This window comes from Prevotella sp. P5-126 (assembly GCF_002251185.1).
Taxonomy (GTDB): domain Bacteria; phylum Bacteroidota; class Bacteroidia; order Bacteroidales; family Bacteroidaceae; genus Prevotella.
Genome location: NZ_NPIZ01000080.1, coordinates 62,544 through 83,772 on the forward strand (window position 1 = coordinate 62,544; position 21,229 = coordinate 83,772).

Annotated in this window: 15 protein-coding genes; 9 read left to right on the forward strand and 6 right to left on the reverse strand. The window is 50.0% G+C overall.

Annotated elements, in window-relative coordinates; translation table 11 throughout:
* Positions 1-17 precede the first annotated feature (17 nt).
* The gene (locus CIK90_RS09340; protein WP_094465064.1) at positions 18-2,447 is read left to right on the forward strand and encodes a glycoside hydrolase N-terminal domain-containing protein; all 2,430 of its coding nucleotides are present in this window, start codon (positions 18-20) and stop codon (positions 2,445-2,447) included.
* A complete protein-coding gene (locus CIK90_RS09345; RefSeq protein WP_094391732.1) occupies positions 2,429-3,307 on the forward strand; it encodes a helix-turn-helix domain-containing protein in 879 nt (292 codons plus the stop codon). Before CIK90_RS09340 ends, CIK90_RS09345 begins: the two co-directional genes overlap by 19 nt.
* A gap of 41 nt (positions 3,308-3,348) precedes the next feature.
* Here CIK90_RS09345 and CIK90_RS09350 read toward each other — a convergent pair whose 3' ends face one another.
* From CIK90_RS09350 to gpmI, 3 genes are all read right to left on the reverse strand, one after another.
* Positions 3,349-3,942: a DUF3109 family protein gene (locus CIK90_RS09350; RefSeq protein WP_094391731.1), complete on the reverse strand. Its 594-nt coding sequence runs from the start codon at positions 3,940-3,942 to the stop codon at positions 3,349-3,351.
* Between the two features lie 16 nt (positions 3,943-3,958).
* A complete protein-coding gene (locus CIK90_RS09355) occupies positions 3,959-4,624 on the reverse strand; it encodes a uracil-DNA glycosylase (protein WP_094391730.1) in 666 nt (221 codons plus the stop codon).
* A gap of 595 nt (positions 4,625-5,219) precedes the next feature.
* A complete protein-coding gene (gene gpmI, locus CIK90_RS09360; protein ID WP_094391729.1) occupies positions 5,220-6,740 on the reverse strand; it encodes a 2,3-bisphosphoglycerate-independent phosphoglycerate mutase in 1,521 nt (506 codons plus the stop codon).
* A 425-nt stretch (positions 6,741-7,165) separates the two neighbouring features.
* Here gpmI and CIK90_RS09365 point away from each other — a divergent pair, with 425 nt between their 5' ends.
* From CIK90_RS09365 to CIK90_RS09395, 7 genes are all read left to right on the forward strand, one after another.
* Positions 7,166-7,999 (forward strand): transketolase, encoded by an 834-nt coding sequence (locus tag CIK90_RS09365; RefSeq protein ID WP_094391728.1) that lies wholly within the window; start codon positions 7,166-7,168, stop codon positions 7,997-7,999.
* Between the two features lie 33 nt (positions 8,000-8,032).
* Positions 8,033-8,959 carry a transketolase family protein gene (locus CIK90_RS09370; protein WP_094447216.1) on the forward strand — a complete coding sequence of 309 codons (927 nt, stop codon included), beginning with the start codon at positions 8,033-8,035 and terminating at the stop codon, positions 8,957-8,959.
* Between the two features lie 8 nt (positions 8,960-8,967).
* The gene (locus CIK90_RS09375) at positions 8,968-10,449 is read left to right on the forward strand and encodes a glycerol kinase GlpK (protein WP_094391726.1); all 1,482 of its coding nucleotides are present in this window, start codon (positions 8,968-8,970) and stop codon (positions 10,447-10,449) included.
* A gap of 27 nt (positions 10,450-10,476) precedes the next feature.
* The gene (locus CIK90_RS09380; protein WP_094391725.1) at positions 10,477-11,901 is read left to right on the forward strand and encodes an L-fucose/L-arabinose isomerase family protein; all 1,425 of its coding nucleotides are present in this window, start codon (positions 10,477-10,479) and stop codon (positions 11,899-11,901) included.
* A 173-nt stretch (positions 11,902-12,074) separates the two neighbouring features.
* A complete protein-coding gene (locus CIK90_RS09385) occupies positions 12,075-14,414 on the forward strand; it encodes a glycoside hydrolase family 3 protein (RefSeq protein WP_094465066.1) in 2,340 nt (779 codons plus the stop codon).
* A 5-nt stretch (positions 14,415-14,419) separates the two neighbouring features.
* Positions 14,420-16,306 (forward strand): alpha-glucuronidase, encoded by a 1,887-nt coding sequence (locus tag CIK90_RS09390; protein ID WP_094465068.1) that lies wholly within the window; start codon positions 14,420-14,422, stop codon positions 16,304-16,306.
* A gap of 3 nt (positions 16,307-16,309) precedes the next feature.
* Positions 16,310-17,935: a DUF5597 domain-containing protein gene (locus tag CIK90_RS09395; RefSeq protein ID WP_094465070.1), complete on the forward strand. Its 1,626-nt coding sequence runs from the start codon at positions 16,310-16,312 to the stop codon at positions 17,933-17,935.
* A 123-nt stretch (positions 17,936-18,058) separates the two neighbouring features.
* Here CIK90_RS09395 and CIK90_RS09400 read toward each other — a convergent pair whose 3' ends face one another.
* Genes CIK90_RS09400 through CIK90_RS09410 form a run of 3 tightly spaced genes read right to left on the reverse strand, consistent with a single transcriptional unit; the run spans position 18,059 to position 20,996 of the window.
* Entirely contained in the window at positions 18,059-18,979 is a 921-nt protein-coding gene (locus CIK90_RS09400) for a DNA/RNA non-specific endonuclease (RefSeq protein ID WP_094391721.1), read from the reverse strand.
* 9 nt (positions 18,980-18,988) lie between these two features.
* Positions 18,989-19,645 carry an HAD hydrolase-like protein gene (locus CIK90_RS09405; RefSeq protein ID WP_094391720.1) on the reverse strand — a complete coding sequence of 219 codons (657 nt, stop codon included), beginning with the start codon at positions 19,643-19,645 and terminating at the stop codon, positions 18,989-18,991.
* Positions 19,646-19,703: 58 nt separating this feature from the next.
* Positions 19,704-20,996 (reverse strand): M18 family aminopeptidase, encoded by a 1,293-nt coding sequence (locus CIK90_RS09410; protein WP_094465072.1) that lies wholly within the window; start codon positions 20,994-20,996, stop codon positions 19,704-19,706.
* Between the last annotated feature and the right edge of the window lie 233 nt (positions 20,997-21,229).

Sequence of the window (21,229 nt, forward strand, 5' to 3'; positions counted from 1 at the left end):
TGAATAAGACTGTAAATATGAAAAAAATCCTATTGCTCCTGTCGCTGTTCACAGCCATCAGCACTTCAGCCCAACAACTCCCGATGCGCCTCACCTACAACCGTCCAGCACAATTCTTCGAAGAATCGCTGCCTATCGGTAATGGTAAAATGGGTGCATTAGTATATGGCGGCACCGACGACTGCCTTCTCTATCTCAACGATATCACGCTTTGGACCGGCAGTCCTGTAGATCACAACGAAGGAGCAGGTGCCTCCAAGTGGATTCCCGAAATACGCAAAGCCCTCTTTGCCGAGGATTATCAGCGTGCCGACAGCCTGCAGTTGCATGTGGAAGGCCATAACTCAGCCCACTACCAGCCGCTTGCCACGGTTCATCTCTACGATTGGAACGAAGGCAAAGTGAAGCGTTATCAGCGCACACTCGATATCGACCGAGCCATTGCCTCCGACCGTTTCGACCGTAACGGCGTGACCTTTACGCGCGAATATATCGCATCAAATCCCGACCGCACTATTGCCATCCGACTGACAGCCAGCGAGAAAGGAGCGCTCAACTTCCGTATTGCCCTCGGTTCGCAACTGCCTCATGAGGTGAAAGCCAGTCAGAGCGGACAGCTCACCATGACTGGTCATGCCACTGGCGATGCAAAAGAGAGTGTCCACTTTTGCACCATTGTGCGCCTCTGCGAGACCGATGGCACCGTCACAGCTGACAGTGAGGGTCTGACACTGCGTCACGGCAGCGAAGCAACCATCTATTTTGTCAATGCCACAAGCTACAACGGCCCCCGCAACCACCCCGTCACAGCCGGAGCGCCCTATTTAGAAAAGGCAGCCGACGATGCTTGGCACACTGCCAACACCAACTACGAACAAGTGCGCAGCGCCCATGTCAGCGACTATCAGCAATACTACAACCGTGTGAAACTCAACCTCGGTGGCGAGCTACCCACCGTCACTACCGATAGCCTGTTGCGGTCACAAGTGCCACAACTGCCTCCCGCCGATGGAAAAACTGCCAATGGAAAACCATTGCCCACACCTCGCGGCAATGCCTATCTCGAAACGCTTTACTTCCAATATGGTCGCTATCTGCTCATCAGCAGTTCGCGCACGCCCGGCATACCTGCCAATCTGCAAGGCCTGTGGACGCCACATTTGTGGTCGCCATGGCGCAGCAACTACACCATGAACATCAATTTGGAGGAAAACTACTGGCCCGCCTTCACCACCAACTTAGCAGAAATGGCGCAACCGCTTGATGCTTTCATACAAGCACTGGCAGAAAACGGCAAGCATACCGCCCACCATTTCTATGGCATCGACCGTGGTTGGTGTGCCTGCCATAATAGTGATTTATGGGCAATGACCAATCCTGTGGGAGAAAACCGCGAGAGTCCGATGTGGAGCTGTTGGAACATGGGTGGTGCATGGCTCGTCAACACCCTGTGGGAGCGTTACCTCTTCACTCGCGACCGCAACTATCTGCGCCAGATTGCCCTGCCACTGATGGAGGGTGCCCACGATTTCTGCGATGCCTGGCTGATAGAAGATCCCAAGCAATCCGGTAAGCGCCAACTCATCACAGCGCCTTCTACTTCTCCCGAAAACGAATATATCACCGACCAAGGCTACATGGGTGTGACCTGCTACGGCGGCACAGCCGACCTCGCCATCATACGCGAACTGAAAGTAAACCTCATGGAGGCACTTCGCACCATTGGTGCCAAATCATCGCAACTGTCGGCCATGCAGCGCCGCCTGAACCAGTTGCGCCCCTATACCATCGGTAAGGATGGCGATCTCAACGAGTGGTATTACGACTGGCGCGATAAGGATCCGAAGCATCGCCACCAGTCACATCTCATCGGCCTCTATCCCGGCCACCATCTGCAAGATGCCCGTTTGCAGGAAGCATGCCGCCAAACGCTCATCCAGAAGGGTGATGAAACCACAGGTTGGAGCACCGGTTGGCGCATCAACCTATGGGCACGTCTCCACGATGGCGAGCGCGCTTACCGCATCTATCGCAAGCTGCTCACTCCTGTGCGCTCTGAAGAAGACCGCAACTCTACGTTGCCCCATGCTGGCGGCACCTACCCCAACCTGTTCGATGCCCATCCCCCGTTCCAGATTGACGGTAACTTCGGTGGAACAGCCGGTGTTGCCGAGATGCTGGTGCAAAGCAGTTATGAGGGCGGCAAGGCAACCATCGAGTTGCTACCTGCCTTACCTTCAGCTTGGAGCAACGGCAGTGTGAGTGGACTCTGCGCTCGCGGAGGCTACGTTGTGACAATGACCTGGCAGGAAGGACGCCCCACCATGGTGACTGTCACCGCCAAAGCATCAGGCAAAGTAACATTGGTTTACGGTCAAGACCAAGCCGTACTGACACTGAAAGCCGGTGAAACAAAAACTGTAACAACATGGAAAAGCAAAAAATAGTAGAAACCAACCTGCAGAATACCAAGCATTGGCAGAACATACATTTCTTCGACGACGACATTGTGTTGAGCGAAGAGATTGCCGAAGCGCCTATTCCGAAAGAGGCGAAGCGCATGAACTTCATCCTGATAGCCCTTTGTCAGGAGGGTCATGCCGTATGTTCTATCGACACCCAAGAGGTCACAGTCAATCCTGGCGACCTCATCATGATTTCCGACCGACATATTGTCGAGCGCTTTGTGCCATCGGCAGACCTCAAAGCGCAGTGCATCATGCTGTCCAAGGATTTCTACTATGAGTTTATGAAAGACATCACCGACATGTCGTCGTTGCTGCTTTTCTCGCTCAACAACCATGTGGTGAGCCTGACTGAATCAGAGATGACCACCTTCAGCAACTACTACAACTTCATCAAGGGTAAGTTGGAGAACAAGGGGCACCATTACCGCAAGAAGTTAGTCTCCACCCTTCTACTTGCCATGTTCTACGATTTGAGCGACTTGGTCTATCACACGCGCAAGCCAACCGAGCACCGTGTGTTGCGCGGCAGCCAACTCTTCACACAGTTTATCCATTTGCTCGAAGCCAATTTCCGCAGCGAGCGCCGTGTCAGCTGGTATGCAGAGCAACTCTGCATCACGCCGAAATATCTGTCGGAAGCCATCAAAAAGGTGAGCAAGCGTACGCCTTACGAGTGGATCAACAGTTATGTGACCCGCGAATTGCGCGTGTTGCTGAAGAATACGAATATGAATATCAAGGAGATTGCTGAAGCATTGAACTTTCCCAATCAGTCGTTTCTCGGAAAGTTTTTCAAGGAGCACGTCGGTATGAGTCCATCGGAATACCGCCGTTCATAGCGACCTGCTCCCTTCAACAAGTGGCATGGGCTACCTGAATGCTATTCGGCAGCCAACAACTGCTGTGCCACTTCACAGAGTTCTTTATACCACGCTTCGCCAAAGCGACGTGTCAACGGGCCTTCGAGGAAACGATAGACAGGAAGTTGCAACTCGTTTCCTTTCTTCACCGCATCTTTACACACCGCCCAACGGTTGTAGTTCAGTCCTACGAGCCCACTGGAGAATCGTTTCTCGCGAATGGGATAGAGTGCACAACTGATGGGTTTACAGAATTTCGCCTTACCATTACGATAGGCACGTTCCAGTGCACAGAGGCAACATCCGTTGTCGTAACAAGTAAACACGCAGTCTTTTCCACCAACGATACTCGTCACCAAGTCGCCATCGGGATCGCTGTAAGCCACCCCCTGACGGTCGATTACGGCTTGTGCCGATGCCGAAAGGTCTTCCCAAACGGTATCGAGACTGTCCTCAATAGCCATCACTTCATCGGTAGTGACCGGTGCACCGGCATCACCTTCCACGCAACAGATACCCTTACAGGCATCAAGGTCGCAACAAAAACACTCTGTCAATATGTCCGACGACACCAGTATGCCGTCAATATCTATAATAGGTGGTATCTTCATCATTTATCTATTTTCGGGTTTACCATACGATAGGTTGCTGTCCATGTTCGGTCAGATAGGCATTGCAACGCGAGAACTGATGTTGTCCGAACCATCCGCCACGGTTGGCGCTAAGTGGAGAAGGATGAACAGACTCCAATACAAGATTGCGCTGCTTATCTATCATATAAGCCTTGCCGCGTGCAAATCCGCCCCACAACATATAGACCACTCCCTCGCGTTCGGTAGCCAGTGCACGGATGGCAGCGTCGGTAAACTGTTGCCAACCAAAGGCAGCATGGCTGTTGGCTTGGTGCGCACGCACGGTAAGTGTGGCATTGAGCAGCAACACACCCTGTTGTGCCCATCGCGTCAAATCGCCCGAAAAAGGCATATCCGTACCCAAATCATCGTGAATCTCCTTAAAGATATTCTGCAATGAGGGAGGGAAACGCACACCGTCGAGCACCGAGAAGCTCAGTCCATGAGCCTGTCCTGGCTCGTGATACGGGTCCTGGCCGAGAATGACCACCTTCACTTTGTCGAACGGACAAAGGTTGAAGGCATTGAATATCAGTCGTCCTGGTGGAAAACATGAATACTGGCTGTACTCCATGCGCACCGTTTGGGTGAGTTGTTGAAAATAGGGTTTGTCAAATTCCGGCTTCAACCGTTGCGCCCATGATGGTTCTATCTCTACGTTCATTGCTTGTTCTGCATTTATGCCCGATAGGTCGTGCGGTTGAATCGTGGTGCTGACAAGATGTCATCCTATCGTTTCAGTCCCTGTTCAGCCCATCGGTCAGGGTGTATATTTCTGGCTGCGAAGTTACGCAAAATATTTCATAATGCCAAATCAGCATCTTTGTTTCTTAGTCTGCCAGCCTCGCTTTTCCGATGCTCGCAACCGCCGTGACGGTCGTCAGTGCGTGGTGTTGATGGGCTTCAGTCAGCAACTTTTCTGTTGCTGAAAATTCGCTAATATACAAGCTTTTATTTCGCAGCATGAAAAGACCGCGATTTTTCATGGTCTGAAGATATGATATAAATCACTCTCCTACTGCATTTTACAACATCAAAAACGTCATACAGACCAGCAAATCAATTTACTTTGCTCAGCAAATCAATTTGAATTGCTCAGCAAATCAATTTGAATTGCTCAGCAAATCAATTTGTTTTCCTCAGCAAACCAATTTACTTTGCAGAGCGATGTGGCTTTCAAATGGATCATCTATAAAAGACAAAGAGCACAAAACCCATAGGGCTTTGCACTCTTCGGAATGTTTTATACTTGATATAGATTAGTCTTCTATCAGGTTTTCACCCGTCATATCGGCAGGCTTCTCCAGTCCCATAATGTGGAGGATAGATGGAGCAACGTCAGCCAGACGACCGTCTTTCACGGTAGCGCTGTTGTTGTTGGTCACATAGATGAATGGAACGGGATTGAGTGAGTGTGCTGTGTTTGGTGTGCCATCGGGGTTGATAGCATTGTCAGCATTACCGTGGTCGGCAATAATGATAGCCTCGTAGTCGTTGGCTTTAGCAGCCTCAATCACGTCTTTCACGCAGTGGTCAACAGCCCATACTGCCTTAGCGATAGCGTTGTAAACACCGGTATGACCCACCATGTCGCCATTGGCGAAGTTTACCACGATGAAATCATACTTGTTTTCATTGATGGCTGCCACCAATTTATCCTTCACCTCGTAGGCACTCATCTCTGGCTTGAGGTCGTAAGTAGCCACTTTAGGAGATGGCACGAGTATGCGGTCCTCACCTTCGTAAGGTTGCTCGCGTCCGCCGTTAAAGAAGAATGTCACGTGTGCATACTTCTCTGTCTCTGCAGTGTGCAACTGTTTCTTGCCTTGGCGAGAGAGATATTCGCCGAGTGTATCTTCCACATTCTCTTTAGGGAAGAGGATGTGTACACCCTGGAACGATGCATCGTATGGAGTCATGCAGTAGTATTGCAGATTCTTCACGGTCTGCATACCCTGTTCGGGCATATCCTGCTGGGTGAGCACAACGGTAAGTTCCTTAGCGCGGTCGTTGCGGAAGTTGATGAAGATAACCACATCGCCCTCTTCAATCACACCGTTTACTGAACTGTTGTGGATAGGTTTGATAAATTCGTCGGTCACGCCCTCATCGTATGACTCCTGCATGGCAGCCACCATGTCAGCCGACTGTTTGCCTTCGCCCTTCACAATCAGGTCGTAAGCCTCTTTCACACGTTCCCAACGCTTGTCACGGTCCATGGCATAGAAGCGTCCCACGATGTCGGCAATGGCAGCATCATTGTCTGCACACACCTTGGTGAGTTGCTCAATGAATCCCTTACCGCTCTTCGGGTCGGTATCGCGACCATCCATAAAGCAGTGGATGAAGGTCTGATTCTTCAGTCCGTATGCTTTTCCCACTTCGATGAGTTTAAACAAATGATCGAGGCTTGAGTGTACGCCGCCATTTGATGTCAATCCCATGAGGTGGAGCTTTTTACCGTTTTCCTTGGCATAGGTATAAGCTGCCTTTACCTGTGCGTTGTCCATGATAGAGCCATCTTTGCATGCACGGTTAATCTTTACGAGGTCTTGATATACCACGCGTCCTGCTCCGATATTGAGGTGTCCCACCTCAGAGTTACCCATTTGTCCGTCGGGCAGACCTACATCTTCGCCCGAAGCAGCGAGTTGTGAGTGTGCCGAAACGGCTGTCAGATAGTCAAGATACGGTGTTGGTGTGTTGTAGATTACGTCACCTTTACCATGTTTGCCGATTCCCCATCCGTCGAGAATCATCAATAATGCTTTCTTTGCCATAATATTATCTGTTTTCTTATGCCTTATTTATATAGACTGCAAAGGTACGAATAAGCGAGAGAAATACAAAGAAAAAATTCGATTTTTCTTTTATTTCCGAGCGAGAGTACCTAAGATGCGTAGCATCAAAGGTACGAATAAGTGAGAGAAATACAAAGAAAAAATTCGATTTTCTTTTGTATTTCCAAACGCAAGTACCTTCGACGCGTAGCACCAGAGGTACGAATAAGTGAGAGAAATACAAAGAAAAAATTCGATTTTTCTTTTATTTCCGAGCGAGAGTACCATTGAAGCAACACGCTAAATCTTACATATAAGGCTTGAAGATGCCCCTAAGACATCGTTTTTGTCGTTTTTCCCCCTTCAAGTGATTACATTTCGTCCTTTCGTGCATCATTATATAAAGCAACTACTAAGACAATATTATGGATACAAAACAACTGCAACTCATCGCCGAGCAAAACCGCAAACGACTCGTCGAGGTGGTGTATGCCGCCAAAGCGGGACATATTGGAGGCGACCTGTCATGCCTCAACGTGATGACGGCACTCTATTTCCATGTCATGAACGGACTCAATCCAAAAGATCCGAAAGCACCCCTACGCGACAGATTCGTACTCAGCAAGGGGCATTGCGTGGAATCACTTTATGTCACGCTGGAGGCTAAAGGCTATCTGAAACCCGAAGTTCTCGACACCTTAGGACAATTCGGTTCCATTCTCAGTGGTCACCCCACCATCGAAGTACCAGGTATCGAGGTCAACTCAGGAGCACTCGGCCATGGACTGTCCATCGGCGTGGGCATGGCTATCGCTGCAAAAATGGACCAACAGCCATGGCGCACCTATGTCATGATGGGCGATGGTGAACAGGGCGAAGGGTCTATCTACGAGGCGGCAATGGCTGCCAATCGCTATCATCTCGACAATCTCGTGGCAATCATAGACCGCAATCACCTGCAGATCAGTGGCAACACAGAGGATGTAATGCCTATCGACAATATCCACGACAGATGGACTGCCTTCGGTTGGGACGTCATTTTGATGAACGGTGACAGTATGGATGACATCATACGCACCTTCGACAACATCGACTATAACAACGGAAAGCCTCATCTCCTCGTATCAGACACTACGAAAGGTAAGGGGGTCAGCTTCATGGAGGGCATTGCCAAATGGCACCACGGCGTGCTCAATGCCGAACAGTGTGAGGCTGCTGTGGCTGAAATACAACAGCGTATAGACGCCCTCAAGAGTTGATTTCTATATAATTAACGCATTAAACCATCAGATATGATTGCTTGCAGAAAGATGTTTACCGATACGTTGCTCGAACTGGCACGTAAGGACAAAGATATTATAGCCGTTACCACCGATGCACGTGGTTCGGTCACACTGGGCGACTATGCTACCGCATTGCCCCAACAGTTTGTGGAATGTGGCATCGCCGAACAGGATGCCGTGGGAATTTCGGCTGGACTTGCACACAGTGGAAAGAAGGTATTCTGCTGCGGACCGGCATGCTTCTATGTGGCACGATCACTCGAACAGGTGAAAGTGGATTTGGCGTATAGCGAGAATCCTGTGACCATTCTCGGTGTTAGCGGCGGCGTGGCATACGGTGCTCTCGGTGCTACCCACCATTCGCTCCACGATATTGCCGTGTTGCGCACATTCCCTGGCATGACCATTTGTCTGCCCAGCGACTGGCGAGTGACTCGCAAACTGGTCAACACACTGGTCGATTTCCAACAACCGTGTTATGTACGGGTGGGACGTGCGGCTGTGCCCGACGTCTATGCCGACGATAATTTCGATTTTGAAGTGGGCAAAGCCATCACCGTACTCGATGGTTCCGATCTCACCATCATAGCCACTGGCGAAACTGTCTATCATGCCTGGCAGGCTGGACTGCAACTCAAAGCACAGGGCATCAGCGCCCGTGTGCTCGATTGCTCATGGCTGAAACCATTCGACGAAGCTGCCATTCGACGCGCAGCTGCAGAGACTGGACGCATCATCACCGTTGAAGAACACAGCCAATATGGTGGATTGGGTGCCATGGTCTGCGAAACATTATCAGAAAATCCTGTTCCGGTGCGCATCATCGGCATTCCCGACGAGAACGTAGTACACGGTTCCAACACCGAAATATTCCATCACTACGGACTCGATGCCGCAGGCATAGTGAAGAAAACCCTCGATTTCATCCGTAAATAACAACCATCATGAGCCAGCGTATCATAGCCATCGACCAAAGCACTTCATCGACCAAAGCACTGCTGTTCGACGATCAGTGCCGACTGTTGGCACGCACCAACGTGGATCACCAACAGTACTATCCACAGACAGGATGGGTGGAACACGATGCCGAAGAAATATACCGCAACATGGTAGAGGCTATCCACCAACTGGTGGGTGACGAGGCAAAGACCAGCCAACACACCTACTCTATTGCTATTACCAATCAGCGAGAGACGGCTGTGGTATGGAATAAAACGACCGGACACCCCATCGCCAATGCCGTAGTATGGCAGGACACACGCGGTATAGACTGTTGCAACGACCTGCGCCAACGGGGCATGACCGAGATGGTGATGCAACGCAGCGGACTACTCATCGATCCAAACTTCTCGGCAAGTGGTGTGAAATGGTTGCTCGACCATATCGACGGGGCTCGGCAACAAGCCGAAGCGGGACTCTTGCTGATGGGAACCATCGACACATGGCTCGTGTGGCGGCTCACCCAAGGCAAGGTATTTGCCACCGATCATACTAACGCATCACGCACCATGCTATTCAATATCCATACCATGGACTGGGACGACGAACTGCTCCGACTGTTCAATATTCCACGAACAATGATGGCGGAGGTGCGCCCATGCGATGCTTGTTATGGCGAAACAACCGTGGAAGGCATCTTCACTGCACCCATCAAGATTGCAGGAGTACTCGGCGACTCTCACGGTGCACTGGTGGGACAGATGTGTTTCAATACCGGACAGGGAAAAGTAACCTATGGCACAGGGTCGAGCGTGATGGTCAACATCGGAGAAAATCCGTTGCCGGCACCACAAGGACTCGTCACCAGTGTGGCATTCACAGCATTGGGACGCACCTTCTATGGCTACGAGGGAAACATTTACAGCACAGGAGCCACACTCAAATGGATGGCTGACCAACTGCAACTCGTAGATCATCCGGCTGAAATGGAAGCCATCGCCACATCGGTAGATAATAACGGCGGAGTCTATATAGTACCGGCTTTTGCAGGTTTGGGCGCTCCATGGTGGAACAGCCAAGTGAAAGGTGCGGTCTTCGGACTGACCTTTGCTGCCACAAAAGCCCATGTGGTGAGGGCAGCACTTGAGTCTATTGCCTATCAAGTGAAGGACTTGGCTGACGTTATGGCACAAGCCACGGGGGGCGCACTCACTGAGATATGTGCCGATGGTGGACCTACGAGAAACGCTTTCCTCATGCAGTTTCAAGCCGATATGCTGCGAACTCCCATCGTTTGCACCGAGGTGGAAGATGCTTCGGCACTGGGAGCTGTAGTGATGAATGGGTTTGCACGCCAACTGTGGAACAGTTTCGACAAGGTCGCATCACTACGAAAAGTGACGCGCACGGTATTGCCTCACCACACAACAGAACACGACAGACTCTATGGCGAATGGCGAAAGGCTGTCGGACAACTCTGCAAATAAGAATTACTAAACTAAAACCACTACTATATGAGAAATGGAAAAACATGCTTTGGAGTGATTATTGGCACACGAGCATACTTCAATTCAGAACTGGCACGCGATGTTCGCAAACAATTACTGGCTACTCTCGATGCCAATGGTTATGAATATGTCATCCTTCCAGAGGATGCTACACCCACAGGAAGCAGTAGCATTGAAACACGCGAAGACGGTCTGAAGGTGTCAAAACAGTTTCGCGAACACCGCGACGAGATAGATGGTATCATCGTTTCACTGCCAAACTTCGGTTTTGAAATCGGTATCATCAATGCCATCAGCGATGCTGATCTCAACGTGCCCGTCATGGTTCAAGCCTGCGACGATGATAACGATAAAGTGGATTTGGATAGCAGACGCGATGCGTTCTGCGGTAAAATATCGGTTTGCAACAACCTCTATCAGTATGGCATCCCCTTTACCGACACCTCGCTGCATACTTATTCCATCTACAGTCCACTACTCTTACAGGACATCAACCGCTTTGCTGCCATCTGCCGCGTGGTCAACGGACTGCGACACTGCCGTATCGGACAGATTGGTACACGTCCCTTAGGATTCAATACATGCCGCGCCAGCGAGAAACTCCTACAGCGTTCAGGCATTACCGTAGTGCCTGCCGACCTCTCGGAAATTCTCTTTGCGGCACAACGCATCAGCGATGACGACCCGAAATTCAAAGCCATGTGCGACCGCATACGCCACTATGCTGAAGTGCCTGAGGCTTACAACAGCAAACTGGCACTGCAAGTGAAGTTTGGAGTGGCAGTGGAAAACTGGATTGCTGACAACGATGTGCAGGCTGTTGCCATTCAGTGTTGGGATTCGCTGGAGCAGAATTATGGTTGTGCAGCGTGCGTCACCATGTCAATGCTCAGCGACAAACTCATTCCTGCGGCTTGCGAAACAGACTTGGCTGGCGCTGTATCGATGTATGCACTCAGTCTGGCATCAGGACAAGCTCCTGCCCTGCTCGACTGGAACAACAATTTTGCCGACGACCGCAATAAGTGTGTATGTACCCACTGCGGTAACTTCCCACGCTCGTTTATCGGCAACGACCAACTCCGGCTCGGTCCTCTCGGTGTGCTCGGACGCACCTTGGGCAAGATCAACACCTTTGGTGCGGTCTATGCGAAAGTGTCGAAGGGCGACTTCACCTTTTTCCGACTTTCCACCGACGATACCAAGGGCTGCATCAAAACCTATCTGGGCAAGGGCGAACTGACCGACGATCCCTACGGAATGGACGGTTGCATCGCTGTAACAAAGGTAGATAACCTGCAAAAACTGATGAAATACATCTGCAAAAACGGTTTCGAACACCACGTTGCCATGTGTCGCACCGATGTTGTTGATATTCTGCAAGAGGCCATCGAGACCTATCTCGGATGGAACATCTACGTCCACGAATAAGAGAGACATACGGGAACCTCCTACCATACATCATGTCCGCAGCATCCCTGCGGACATTTTATTTTTTAGGGAAACACTATCGGAAATTTGCGAATATGACAGAAATATCGTAATTTTGTAGGCAATATACACCTACAACAATTACGATAATAACCAAAATTCCAATAACATCTATGAAGAAAAGAACACTGATGACAGGTATTGCAATTGCCATGACGGCTGCATCGATGACGGCGCAGCCCAAACTAACTGCTAACAACATCGACGAAATCGTTAAAGCCATGACGCTGGAAGAAAAGGCACAACTGCTGGTAGGCGGCGGCAACGACGGCTTCGTGGGTAGTGGTGCCATGTTGGGACACCAGAAGAAATTCGTACCTGGAGCGGCTGGTTACACCGTAGCCATACCACGACTGGGCATTCCATCGACAGTACAATGCGATGGTCCTGCCGGCGTACATATCGATGCACACCGTGAGGGCGATAGTAAAAACTATTTCGCTACGGGATTCCCCATCGGCACTTGTCTCGCTTCCACATGGAATACCGACCTCGTAGAACAGGTGGGACAAGCCATCGGCAACGAGACTCTGGAATACGGATGTGATGTGATTCTGGGTCCTGGCCTCAACCTTCACCGCAATCCGCTATGCGGACGCAACTTCGAATACTATTCAGAAGATCCTATCGTGACGGGACTCATCGGTACTGCCTTCGTCAAAGGTGTGCAGAGTCAAGGCGTTGGTGTCAGTGCAAAGCACTATGTTGCCAACTCACAAGAAACTGACCGTACCCGTGTGGATGAGCGCGTCAGCCCACGTGCACTGCGAGAACTCTATCTGAAAGGATTTGAGATGGTGGTGCGCCGCAGCAATCCTTGGACCATCATGTCGGCTTACAACAAAGTGAATGGACACTATGCACAAGGCAGCAAAGACCTCCTTACCAAGGTGCTCCGCGAGGATTGGGGCTATAAAGGTATTGTAGAAACCGACTGGATTGGCAAGCGCAAAGACCTTCCCGTAGAAACAGAGGTGGCTGCCGGCAACGATTTGATGATGCCGGGATTCCCTGCTCAGGTGGAAGATATCGTGGCTGCAGTGAAAGCCGGACGTCTCGATGTGGCTGATGTAGATCGCAATGTACGCCGCATGCTGGAGTATATCGTGAAAACACCACGCTTCAAAGGTTATAAATTCAGTAGCGAACCCGATCTCAAAGCTCATGCTGCCATCACCAGACAAAGTAGCACTGAGGGTATGGTACTGCTGAAAAACGACAATACACTGCCTATACGTTCGCTGAAAACAGTAGCGCTGTTTGGTGTCAGCTCCTACAACTTCATGTCGGGTGGCCTCGGTAGCGGCTGTGTCAACGTAGGATATTCTGTCGATATGGTAACAGGACTGAAGAATATCGGCGTCAACACCACTCCACAACTGACGGAGATTTACCAGAGCTATGTGAAGTATGCCAAGGCAAAACTTGAAGCTGACAAGAATCCGATGATGTGGTTCCTCAATCAGGGACAGCCCAAATACGATGAAATAGAGATTACTGAGCGTTGTGTAGCCCATGAAGAACCATTGGCTGATGCGGCTATTATCACCATCGGACGCCAAGCTGGCGAGGGAATGGACCGCAACATCAACGGCGAGTTTAATCTCACCAAGGACGAGCAAGACATGATTTTCCGCGTTTCAGATGCTTTCCACGCTAAAAACAAAAAGGTTATTGTCATCATCAACTCTGGTTCTGTCATGGAAACTGCCAGTTGGCGCGACCGTGTAGATGCCATTCTCGTGGCTTGGCAACCGGGTATTGAGGGTGGAAACTCTGTGGCTGACATTCTTACAGGTAAGGTAAATCCTTCTGGACGCCTCACCATGACATGGCCCATCGCTGCCACCGACCATCCTTCAACTGCCAATTTCCCACAAGACTACGATATGTACACCTATAAAAATATGGAGGGAAGTGGTCATGTGAAGAATGTGGATTACACGAACCACGAGGAAGATATCTACGTAGGTTACCGCTATTTCGACACATTCAACAAGCGGGTGGCTTATCCTTTCGGTTTCGGTCTGAGCTACACCACTTTCGAACTCACCAAACCGGTAGTGAAACTCAACGGCAACACCATCAATGTGAGCATCAATGTGAAAAACACGGGTGACGTTGCTGGTAAGCAGGTGGCTCAGGTCTATGTGAAAGCACCTAAAGGCAACTATGAGAAACCAACTCGCGAGTTGAAGGCTTTCGGCAAAACCAAAGAGTTGAAGCCAGGCGAGAGTCAGACCCTCACCATGCAAATTGACAAGCGCGACTTGGCAAGCTACGATGAAGCTGGATGCCAATGGAAAGTTGATGCTGGCGTTTATACCTTCCAAATCGGTACTGATGTAGAGACCATCAAGGCTTCTGCCACATTGAAACTCACAGAATATACTGAGAAAACAACCGATGCTCTGCCACTGCAACAACCCATGAACCTGTTGAAACAACAATAAAGCAAATGAAAAAAAAACTATTCACACTACTTACTCTGACTGTCTTCACCCTATCTTCATGGGCTGAAGACGGCCATCGTTTATGGTTGCCGGCACAGAAAAGCCAAACAGCACACGTGAGCACCAATGCACAATCGGCAACGATAGACTTGGCAAAACAAGAACTTACCGACTATTTCGCTGGTACAAAGGCAACATTACTCATCGACCCTACCCTTACAGACGACGAGGGTTTTACCATCAATGGCAATGAAGACAGTGTCGTGGTACGTGCCCGACGCGACATCGGTCTGCTCTATGGCGCTTACGATGTACTGCGTCGTCAAGCCACACAAGGCAACATGAACCACGTGGAACAGCACCCAAGGTTTCGTTTGAGAATGCTCAACCACTGGGACAATCTTGACGGAAGCATCGAACGTGGCTATGCAGGAGAGAGTATCTTCGAGTGGTTCCACCTCGATGAAGCATTGCTTCATCAGTATGCACGCGCCAATGCCTCTATCGGCATCAATGGTTCGGTGCTCAACAATGTCAACGCTTCGCCTAAGATGCTGACGCGTGAATACCTCGACGAGGTCAGAAAGATTGCCGATCTGTTGCGCCCTTACGGCATTCGCGTCTATCTCTCTATCAATTTCGCCACACCAATGGCACTTGGCGATACACGCACCGCTGATCCAAAAAACAAGCGTGTGCGTCAATGGTGGAAGCGAAAGGCAAAGGAAATCTACAGTATCATCCCCGACTTCGGCGGTTTCTTGGTGAAAGCCAATAGTGAAGGACAACCCGGACCGGGCGACTATCATCGCACACATGCCGAAGGTGCCAATATGTTGGCTGATGCTTTAGCACCTTTCAACGGTAGCGTCATCTGGCGTTGCTTCGTCTATGGCGCTAACCATAAAGGGGAAGACCGCGTGAAACAGGCGGTGTCTGAGTTTAAACCGCTCGACGGTAAGTTCCGCGAAAACGTCATTCTGCAAACCAAAAACGGTCCGCTCGACTTCCAACCACGTGAACCTTACAGTCCTGTATTCGATCAGATTAGCGAGACGCCCAATATGGCTGAACTGCAAATCACACAGGAATACACTGGTCAGTCACACCATCTGGTCTATCTCGGTCCTATGTGGAAAGAGTTTTTCCAGTATGTGGAACCCGAATGGCTGGCGGGCATTTCAGGCGTAGCCAATATCGGCAAGGACCGCAACTGGTGTGGTCACCATTTCTCGCAAGCCAACTGGTATGCTTTCGGACGTTTGGCATGGGATCCATCACTATCGTCTGAGGATATTGCCAAAGAATGGTTGGGACAAACTTTCAGTACCGATGAGAATTTCGTCTATATGATGTCAACCATCATGGAAGAGAGTCGTGAGACCTGTGTCGATTACATGATGCCATTGGGCTTACACCATATCTTCAAGTTCGACCACCATTATGGTCCAGAACCCGATGGCTTCAAGGCTGAATATCCATTGGAATGGTGCCCGGTATATTATCATCAGGCTGACGCCAACGGCATTGGTTTCGACCGTTCGTCTAAGGGTACCGATGCTGTGAGCCAGTATCGCGAACCCTATGCGTCGATGTACGATAAGTTGGAGACCTGTCCGGAGAATCTCCTGCTGTGGTTCCATCATGTGCCTTGGACTTATCGAATGAAAGACGGAAGCACCCTGTGGGAGTCGCTGCAGTATCACTACAACCAAGGTGTCATCAACGTAGAGACCTATCATAACATCTGGCACAACAAAATGCGCCATTATGTTGATGAACAGCGATGGCGCGAAGTGGATGATCGCTTGGAAGATCAGCTACAGAATGCACGTGAATGGCGCGATGTTTGCTTGAAGTATTTCGGTGGATTCGCAAATAAAAAACAATAGTATATGAAGATTCTACTCTCCTTTATATTATTCTTAGGTCTTCTGTCGCCTGTTCATGCACAGCAGAAAAACGATTTCTTCATGCTCGGCGGAGAGCTCAGCAACTCGGCAACCACATCGGTTGCCGACATCGACAAGGTCATGCCTCGCATGAAAGCCCTTGGACTGAACACCGTACTGGCGCCCATCTACTGGGAATTTCTTGAACCACAAGAGGGAAAGTTCGACTTTACACTCTTGGACCGCACTATCGACCAAGCACGTGAGAATCAGTTGCAACTCGTATTATTGTGGTTTGGAGCATGGAAAAACTCCATGTCGTGTTACGCACCACTATGGTTCAAACAAGACACCAAACGTTTCCCTCGCGCCACAACAGCCGATGGCAAACCATTGGAAATTGCCAGTTGCTTCTCCGAAGAGGTGTTCCAAGCAGACCGCCGTGCCTTCGAAACACTGCTCACACGAGTGGAAGAACGGGGCAAGGATGTGGTCATCATGATTCAAGTGGAGAATGAAATAGGTATGTTGGAAGATGCTCGCGACCATGCACCATTGGCAGAACGCGAATGGCAAAAGCCTGTGCCCGACGAATTGATAAGTTATCTGAAGAAACACCAGAAGTCGCTCCACCCTTGGTTGACGAATCGTCTCAACCTCAAGGAACGCACATGGAATGGCATGTTTGGCACCGATGTCTATGCCGACGAGGTCTTTATGGCTTACAACTATGCGAAATATGTAGGCAGACTGTGTGAGGCTGGCAGAAAAATCACGCAACTGCCGTTCTATGTCAATGCTGCCATGAACAGCCGAGGACGTCTGCCGGGACAATATCCTTCGGCAGGACCGCTCGCCCACCTCATCGACCTCTGGCATGCTGGAGCTCCACAACTGTTGTTGCTGGCTCCCGACATCTACGACACGGGCTTCAAGGGTTGGGCAAGTCAATATGCGCTTGCCAACAATCGTCTGTTTGTTCCCGAAACGCGTTGCTGTGTCAACAGTGGTGTGCGCGCCATGTATGCCTTCGGCGAGCATCAGGCATTGGGATTTTCACCCTTTGCCATCGACCAAGCCAGTAAGGCAGAAACCAATGGCATCAGCAAGTCGTACGACCTCTTACGCCAGTTGCGCCCCTTGATGAACAAACCTTCGTGGGGACTGCTCTTCGACCAAGAAGACAAAGAGCGCATCATCTACGATAAAGGCACGATGATTACCGCGCGCCATTACTACACCTTACCTTGGGACGCTCGTGCCACCGATGGTTCAACATGGCCCGAAGGTGGTGCTATGATCATCCGTTTGGCAGCCAACGAATATCTGTTGGCGGGTTCTGGCATCGTCGTGAGCTTTGCCACCGAATACGAGAAGAACCGCGAAGAACACAAAACGCTGGGTGAAGATGGTTTTGCCTTGGCTGGTCAACAGACCGCCAAACAACAAAAAGGTCGTTTCACTGGCAAGCGCAAAGGTATCGGTTTTGTGGATGAGGTAACTATTGCTTCCGATGGAAGCCTACAGTTCTTGCGCCGCCACAATGGCGACCAAGACCATCAGGGCCGTCACGCTCGCATCTCGTGCGACGATTGGAAGATTCTCCACATCCGTCTTTACGACTACTAATCGCCAATCGTTAACATCACATCTCGATAATAAAGCAGCGAAGGCAAAGTGAAAATTCAATTTCACTATGCTTTCGCTGCTCTATAATATCTATATGGCATTCAACTTATCCACGCGAATAAGTTATTGCCAATCGGCTTGCGTTCCCCATGCCGCCTCTATTTTGTTTTCTATCGAATCAGGCAATTCATAGAAGAAATCATGGCCTGTCAACGCTTCAACTTGATCTACCGAACAAGCATAGCGAAACATACTTCCCTTGCAATCACTGTTAGGAACAACAAAGCCGATGGCTTGCCATTTACCGTTGCGCTGCATACAAACCACCTTGAAGAATCGTTCCGGAACAGCCACACCGTTTCTACCGATGCGCTCTGGACGTTTGCCCATGATAGGACCTGTACAGATAAAAATCTCAGTCTCTTTTGCCAACTGCCTGCATTTGCGCTCCACATGTTCCCATACACCACCATTCATGGCTTGCACCTGCGGACACACATTACTCAGATAAAAGCTCTCGTTCATCGCCCGCTCACTCCATTTCATATCGGCAGCAGGAGCCATGTGGCCACGACTATACCCTGAATGCGTATAGTCACTATGTTCTGCCGAACGACCCTTCACCTGTGGATCGGGTTCAAACTGGCGTTTAGGACGTTTCACGATACCAGCCACCTTCCTTGGATTCAGACTATACGCCACCCAGTTGGGGATAAGCCAATCCGAGTTCCAACAAGTCAAATAGCCAAAGTGACGTATCTCCTGCGCCTTCACTCCCTTGGCAGTACGCGTCAGGGTATATGTAAGTTCCTCCCTTGACATAGCCCTTTGCTTGTCAGGAGGCAGAGAAGCCATCGTAGCTTTCAGCGCTTTACGCTCTTGATGCAGATTACCTCCCATAAGTGGGCGGCTGGCAGAGCGCGGTTGTTGGTCACTACCGGGCAGTCGCTTGATACAAGATGACCACGACATTGCCGTCAGCAGCATGATTGTCACCGTCACCGCCATCAGCCTCATTCCATGATTATTCTTTGTCTTCATCATTGTTGGAGTTTAAAGGTATTGCAGCATTTCGTCATACGATTCGCAGATATAATCGGCACCGGCTTGCTCCATCTCAGGACGATCACCATAACCAAAGAGCACACCCATGGAATCGAGTCCACAGGCCTTCGCCCCTTCAATATCGAAACGGCGGTCGCCTATCATCAACACCTCATGGAGGTTGGTAATCTGCAACTGTTTCAGTCCGTCATTGATCACGTCCGCCTTGGTGTGGAGCAGTCCTTCATCATCTCTGCCAAACACATCATCGATATAAGGAGATAGTTCTGGAAAAATCTCCTTCACGACGATATCCGCCTGAAAGCGCATCTTACTCGTGGCAATAGCGGTGGTATAACCCCTGCGTTTCACCTCACGCAGGAAATCGAGCACACCGGGATAGAGTTCCTCTTCATACATACCGATGGCAGCATGGCGTTCGCGATAGACCTCGACGGCCTCAGCAGCCTGTTCTGGAGTGAAGCCGTAGAAATCTATAAACGAGTCTTCGAGTGGCGGACCCACAAAGGGTCGCAACGTACGGTAGTCGGCAACCTCAATGCCGAAATGGTTGAGTGCATGTTCGGCACTGCGCATAATACCTTCGCCACTATCCACCAAGGTTCCGTCAAGGTCGAATAGCAGCGTGGTGTATTGTTGTTTCATCTTTTAGTGTATCGTTGTCGTTTATTGTGTGAAAGGGTTGTTCGTTCGGTCTGAGATATTATTCCATACCATAGAACGCAGTGAAAGCCTTCACGCAGTATTCATGGTCGGCAACACTTCCGGTCTCCCTGCAACTGTGCATAGCGAGGATGGCATTGCCCATATCCACTCCCTTCACAGGAATGCTCGATGCCAGGATATTGCCGAGCGTGCTTCCTCCTGCCACATCACTATGGTTCACAAAGCGCTGGCAAGGCACTCCTGCCTCCTGACAGATGCTGGCGAAGATAGAAGTCGACACCGCATCGCTGGCATATTTCTGCGCTGCATTAAACTTAATGACGGGACCACCGCCCAGTTTAGGATGATTGGTGGGGTCGAATTTCTCACTGTAGTTAGGATGCCAAGCGTGTGCATTATCTGCAGAAATCATAAACGCACGCTCCACCGCCTGGTAGTATGCTTCCTCGCTACCGCTTTGTGCCAGGGCAATGCGCTTCAACATATAAGATAGGAACGGACTGCCCGCACCCTGTTTGGTCTGTGATCCCGTCTCTTCGTTGTCGAAGATGGCAAGTACCTGCGTGGTCGTGGTGGGTTGTGATGCCAGCAAAGCCTCAAGGCCGGCATAACACATCGACAGGTCGTCGAGCCTGCCAGAGGAGATAAACTCATCGTGTGCACCGAAAGTGCAGGCAGGTGTGGTGTCAGCCAGATAGAGGTCGAAGTCGAGAATATCGCTGGCTTTCACTCCGTCGAGTGCTTCCACAATGATATTCATCAGCAGATTGCCACGTTCCAACTCATTGTTGATGATACCAAGGATAGGCAGCACATCTTTCTGTTTGCTCAGTTTCACGCCGTCGTTCACCTGTCTGTTGAAGTGGATGGCGAGATTACTAATCTGCAACAGAGGCCGTTTGATATGCAACAGCCGAGTCTGTGGGTGCATCGCATCCTCACCTTTCACTATCACGCGACCCGCAAGAGTCAGCGGACGGTCAAACCATGTGGACATGATAGGTCCACCATACACCTCAGTATTGAGTTTCACGATACCGCCTTCACAGTCCATCTCAGCATTCGGTTTGATGCGGAAGGTCGGTGAATCGCTATGCGCACAAATCATGTGGAAGCCCCGATCAGCCATCGGCATACTTCCGATTTGGAAGGCAAAGACCGCAGAATCGTTCTTAGTGACATAGAATCTGTCACCAGCCACCAGTTTTCCCAGTGGTTTCTTAGGATTGATACGGCGGAAACCATGACGTTCGAGTTCATCAGCAATGTTCTTCACTGCCAGAAAATTCACTGGCGAAGCATCGAGAAAGGATAATAGTCGTTGAATCATAATACTTCGTTTTTTTAGTTTATGTCACAAAATTACAAATAAAATCTGTAATGTCACACATCTCTCGCGAAATTCTTTCGTTCATCAGCCATCATACACGGAACCGAAATCCACAGAGCATACAGATTTGTACAGATTTTCCATATTTTCTATATCTCCGTAGTTTCATAATTCCAAAAATCCGTTTAGATTCTGTTTAAATTCCGATGATAAAAACCTCTCCGATGGCGAAA

Excerpts from the sequence above, each read along its gene's own strand:
- CIK90_RS09410 (WP_094465072.1), bottom strand. The coding sequence starts at position 20,996 with ATGATTCAACGACTATTATCCTTTCTCGATGCTTCGCCAGTGAATTTT.
- CIK90_RS09405 (WP_094391720.1), bottom strand. The coding sequence starts at position 19,645 with ATGAAACAACAATACACCACGCTGCTATTCGACCTTGACGGAACCTTG.
- CIK90_RS09400 (WP_094391721.1), bottom strand. The coding sequence starts at position 18,979 with ATGATGAAGACAAAGAATAATCATGGAATGAGGCTGATGGCGGTGACG.
- CIK90_RS09390 (WP_094465068.1), top strand. The coding sequence starts at position 14,420 with ATGAAAAAAAAACTATTCACACTACTTACTCTGACTGTCTTCACCCTA.
- gpmI (WP_094391729.1), bottom strand. The coding sequence starts at position 6,740 with ATGGCAAAGAAAGCATTATTGATGATTCTCGACGGATGGGGAATCGGC.
- CIK90_RS09340 (WP_094465064.1), top strand. The coding sequence starts at position 18 with ATGAAAAAAATCCTATTGCTCCTGTCGCTGTTCACAGCCATCAGCACT.
- CIK90_RS09365 (WP_094391728.1), top strand. The coding sequence starts at position 7,166 with ATGGATACAAAACAACTGCAACTCATCGCCGAGCAAAACCGCAAACGA.
- CIK90_RS09345 (WP_094391732.1), top strand. The coding sequence starts at position 2,429 with ATGGAAAAGCAAAAAATAGTAGAAACCAACCTGCAGAATACCAAGCAT.
- CIK90_RS09355 (WP_094391730.1), bottom strand. The coding sequence starts at position 4,624 with ATGAACGTAGAGATAGAACCATCATGGGCGCAACGGTTGAAGCCGGAA.
- CIK90_RS09395 (WP_094465070.1), top strand. The coding sequence starts at position 16,310 with ATGAAGATTCTACTCTCCTTTATATTATTCTTAGGTCTTCTGTCGCCT.
- CIK90_RS09380 (WP_094391725.1), top strand. The coding sequence starts at position 10,477 with ATGAGAAATGGAAAAACATGCTTTGGAGTGATTATTGGCACACGAGCA.
- CIK90_RS09385 (WP_094465066.1), top strand. The coding sequence starts at position 12,075 with ATGAAGAAAAGAACACTGATGACAGGTATTGCAATTGCCATGACGGCT.
- CIK90_RS09375 (WP_094391726.1), top strand. The coding sequence starts at position 8,968 with ATGAGCCAGCGTATCATAGCCATCGACCAAAGCACTTCATCGACCAAA.
- CIK90_RS09350 (WP_094391731.1), bottom strand. The coding sequence starts at position 3,942 with ATGATGAAGATACCACCTATTATAGATATTGACGGCATACTGGTGTCG.
- CIK90_RS09370 (WP_094447216.1), top strand. The coding sequence starts at position 8,033 with ATGATTGCTTGCAGAAAGATGTTTACCGATACGTTGCTCGAACTGGCA.